The sequence below is a fragment of the Tunicatimonas sp. genome (assembly GCF_049647865.1).
Taxonomy (GTDB): domain Bacteria; phylum Bacteroidota; class Bacteroidia; order Cytophagales; family Cyclobacteriaceae; genus Tunicatimonas.
In genome coordinates, this window is the sequence record NZ_JBARYM010000735.1 from 1 (window position 1) to 3,085 (window position 3,085).

A 3,085-nucleotide genomic window follows, 5' to 3' on the forward strand; every position below is an offset into this window, starting at 1 on the left:
CCATTCATTAGTTTCAACCATTAGTAATACATCGGGATCAACGGATCTAATTCGTTCCAGACACCCATCAGTATCCCGATTATACATTAAGACATTAGTCACCATAAAACCAATGGCATTAGAGCCAATTGGCTGTTGGGTCCGCTTTACTTGTGACCCAGCGGCAGGGGTATACGGATAAATGATAAATGCTTGATATATGAGACAGCCCAGTTGAGCAATGATGAATAAGATATTAAACCACCCTTGTACTGGAAAAAAAACAACTAAACTTAAGAATATCAGAAAATTAACTACCGTAATCTGTACGTGCGGAAAATCAAAGCCTCTTATTGACCAATGGTCGTGCTTTATTAATGGTAGTAAAGTGGCTACCACGAATAAACTACCTACTATGTATAGGACAATCTTCATGGCAAAACGGTAATTTGGTTCTGGTTGTTAGCTAATAACGTCAAATCCTGTGTAAGGGATAAGTACTTCTGGTATTTTAACCCCATCAGTAGATTGATTGTTTTCTAAGATAGCTGCAACAATTCGGGGAAGTGCCAACGCGCTTCCGTTGAGTGTATGAAGCATTTGGGTTTTATTGTTTCCGTCTTTGTACCTAAGCTTGAGACGATTGGCTTGATAGGTTTCAAAATTACTCACCGAGCTTACTTCTAGCCATTTTTGCTGCGCTGCCGAATATACTTCTAAATCGTAAGTAAAGGCTGCCGTAAAGCCCAAATCACCGGCGCAAAGTTTTAGTACCCGATAAGGCAACGCTAACTGCTCAAGCAATTGGCGGGCATGTAGCAACATGTCTTCTAGTGCTTTATACGATTGATTGGGGTGGCTGATTTGCACAACTTCTACCTTATCAAACTGATGCAGACGATTCAATCCTCGAACGTGTGCTCCCCATGAGCCAGCTTCTCGGCGAAAGCAAGGGGTGTAACCAGTGTTCTTTATCGGCAAATCGGCTTCTCGTAAAATTACATCTCGATACAAGTTAGTAATAGGCACTTCCGCCGTAGGAATCAGGAATAGTTTCTGATCTACAATTTCGTACATCTGCCCTTCCTTATCGGGCAATTGCCCAGTTCCGTAGCCTGAATCCTCATTAATTAGCAAAGGAGGTTGTACTTCCAGATAGCCCGCTTCTCGAGCTTTATCTAAGAAAAAATTGACCAAGGCCCGTTGCAGCCGGGCCCCCTTTCCTTTGTAAACGGGAAAGCCAGCTCCAGAAATTTTATTACCCAATGCAAAATCAACAATATCGTACTTTTCAATCAGCTCCCAGTGAGGAAGTGCTTCGTCGGGTAATGTCGGTAGTTCTCCATTTTCCAATACTATTTCGTTGTCTTCCGCCCGCATTCCTTCGGGCACACTTTTATGAGGAAGATTAGGAATATTGTATAGCGTTTTCTGTAATTCTTCTTCGTAAGCCCGAAGGGTTTCGGTGAGCGTTTTGGAACTATTCTTTAAATCGGCGGTTTTTATTTTTACAACTTCAGCATCTTCTCGCCTTCCCTCTTTCATAAGCTGACCGATTTGTCGCGATAGACTATTAGACTCCGCTAGTGTTTCATCCAACTTGGTTTGGGTTTCTTTTCGTGACTGATTCAGCTTTACTACTTGATCAATGAGATGCTGAGCATCGGTGAGGCCACGTTTGGTCAGTCCTCGTACGGTGGCTTCCGGGTTATTGGCAATAGTGGCAACAGCTAACATATTCTTTCAGAAGTTAAGAAAGGGGCGAAGTACGAAAAAATGCGCTAGAAAAGAAATGGGCAGGTATGAATTAAGTACGGAAGGTTTAATAAAATTCACCAGTAATTGCTTGACAAATAGCAACCGATGGTCTATACTTGCAATAGCAAACCAGGAGAAGCAAAGCGTCTTTGCATTCCACTCCAAATTCAGTACGCTGCATTATCCTATAATATCCACTTATTTAATGTTCTTACCCTTCGGCTTCACCGCTGAATTTCCAAATTTTTAGTATTACGTATTCCAATTTATGTACAACATTGATGAATTACAGGTTCGCTTGCTCTCCGAGTTGCGAGAAATAGCCGAACAGATGGGATTGTCCAATTACAAAAAACTCAATAAAAAAGATCTTATCTACAAAATTCTGGATCAGCAGGCAATTCTGCCAGAAGACCAGCTTCCTCAGAAGAAGGAAAAGGTTACAGAAGAAACCGCTCCTGCTTCTCAAAGTGAAGATGGCACTACCAAAAAAGCACCTTCCCCCAAACAAGAAAGCAAACCTAAACGGCGACGCCCTAAGAAATCCAAGAGCACTTCGGCTGAATCAGATCAGAACACCGAAAAAGCTCCTAAGGAAGGTGATAGCAACAAGCAAAAACCTCAGAAAGAAGAGAATGAGTCTTTTCAGCATAAGCGCAAGCGGGTAAACGTGACAGAAACCGAAGATAGTAGTGATACTGATGAACCTAACACTACTAATGACCTGCTAGAGTCTTTTGATATTGAAATGGAAGAAATGGAGGCTTCTGGAGATCCATCTGAAAATAAAGATAAAAACGAACGGAGCAAAGACGAGCGAAGTAAAGACGATCGGTCCAAAAATGATCGCCCCAATAATAATAAAGACCGATCTAACGATGATTCGCGAAAAGGGCGTGATAACCGTGACTCAAAGAATTCTCGCGATCAGCAACGTGATCAGCGAGATAGCAACCGCGACAAAAAGCGGAACGACGATAAGAAGCAAAACCAGATGGTTCCGATTAAAGAATTTGACGGAGCCATTGAAAATGAAGGCGTACTAGAAATTATGCAGGATGGCTACGGCTTCCTTCGCTCATCTGATTATCATTATCTAGCTAGCCCTGACGATATTTACGTATCTCCCTCTCAGATCAAATTATTTGGTCTAAAAACCGGAGATACAGTTCACGGACAAATTCGCCCGCCTAAGGAGGGAGAAAAATACTTTGCGCTGCTTCGGGTATCATCCGTTAATGGAAAAACAACCGATGACATTCGGGATCGGGTTCCGTTTGAATACTTAACACCGCTTTTTCCTGAAGAGCGCTTAAACCTATCTACCAAAGCCGGACACTATTCTACC

General features: G+C 42.3%; 2 protein-coding genes and 1 pseudogene. 1 reads left to right on the forward strand and 2 read right to left on the reverse strand.

What is annotated here, in order from left to right:
• Positions 1-414, reverse strand: a pseudogene (locus tag WBA23_RS21470) (endonuclease/exonuclease/phosphatase family protein); the annotation flags it as partial.
• Positions 415-441: 27 nt separating this feature from the next.
• Entirely contained in the window at positions 442-1,716 is a 1,275-nt protein-coding gene (serS, locus tag WBA23_RS21475) for a serine--tRNA ligase (RefSeq protein WP_424584333.1), read from the reverse strand.
• A gap of 289 nt (positions 1,717-2,005) precedes the next feature.
• On the opposite strand from serS, the gene WBA23_RS21480 reads away from it, so the two are divergent.
• Positions 2,006-3,085 (forward strand): Rho termination factor N-terminal domain-containing protein (locus WBA23_RS21480; protein ID WP_424584334.1); only part of this gene is annotated, 1,080 nt, incomplete at its 3' end.

What these genes read in the sequence shown, in the direction of transcription:
- serS (WP_424584333.1), bottom strand. Translation starts at nt 1,716, where the DNA reads ATGTTAGCTGTTGCCACTATTGCCAATAACCCGGAAGCCACCGTACGA.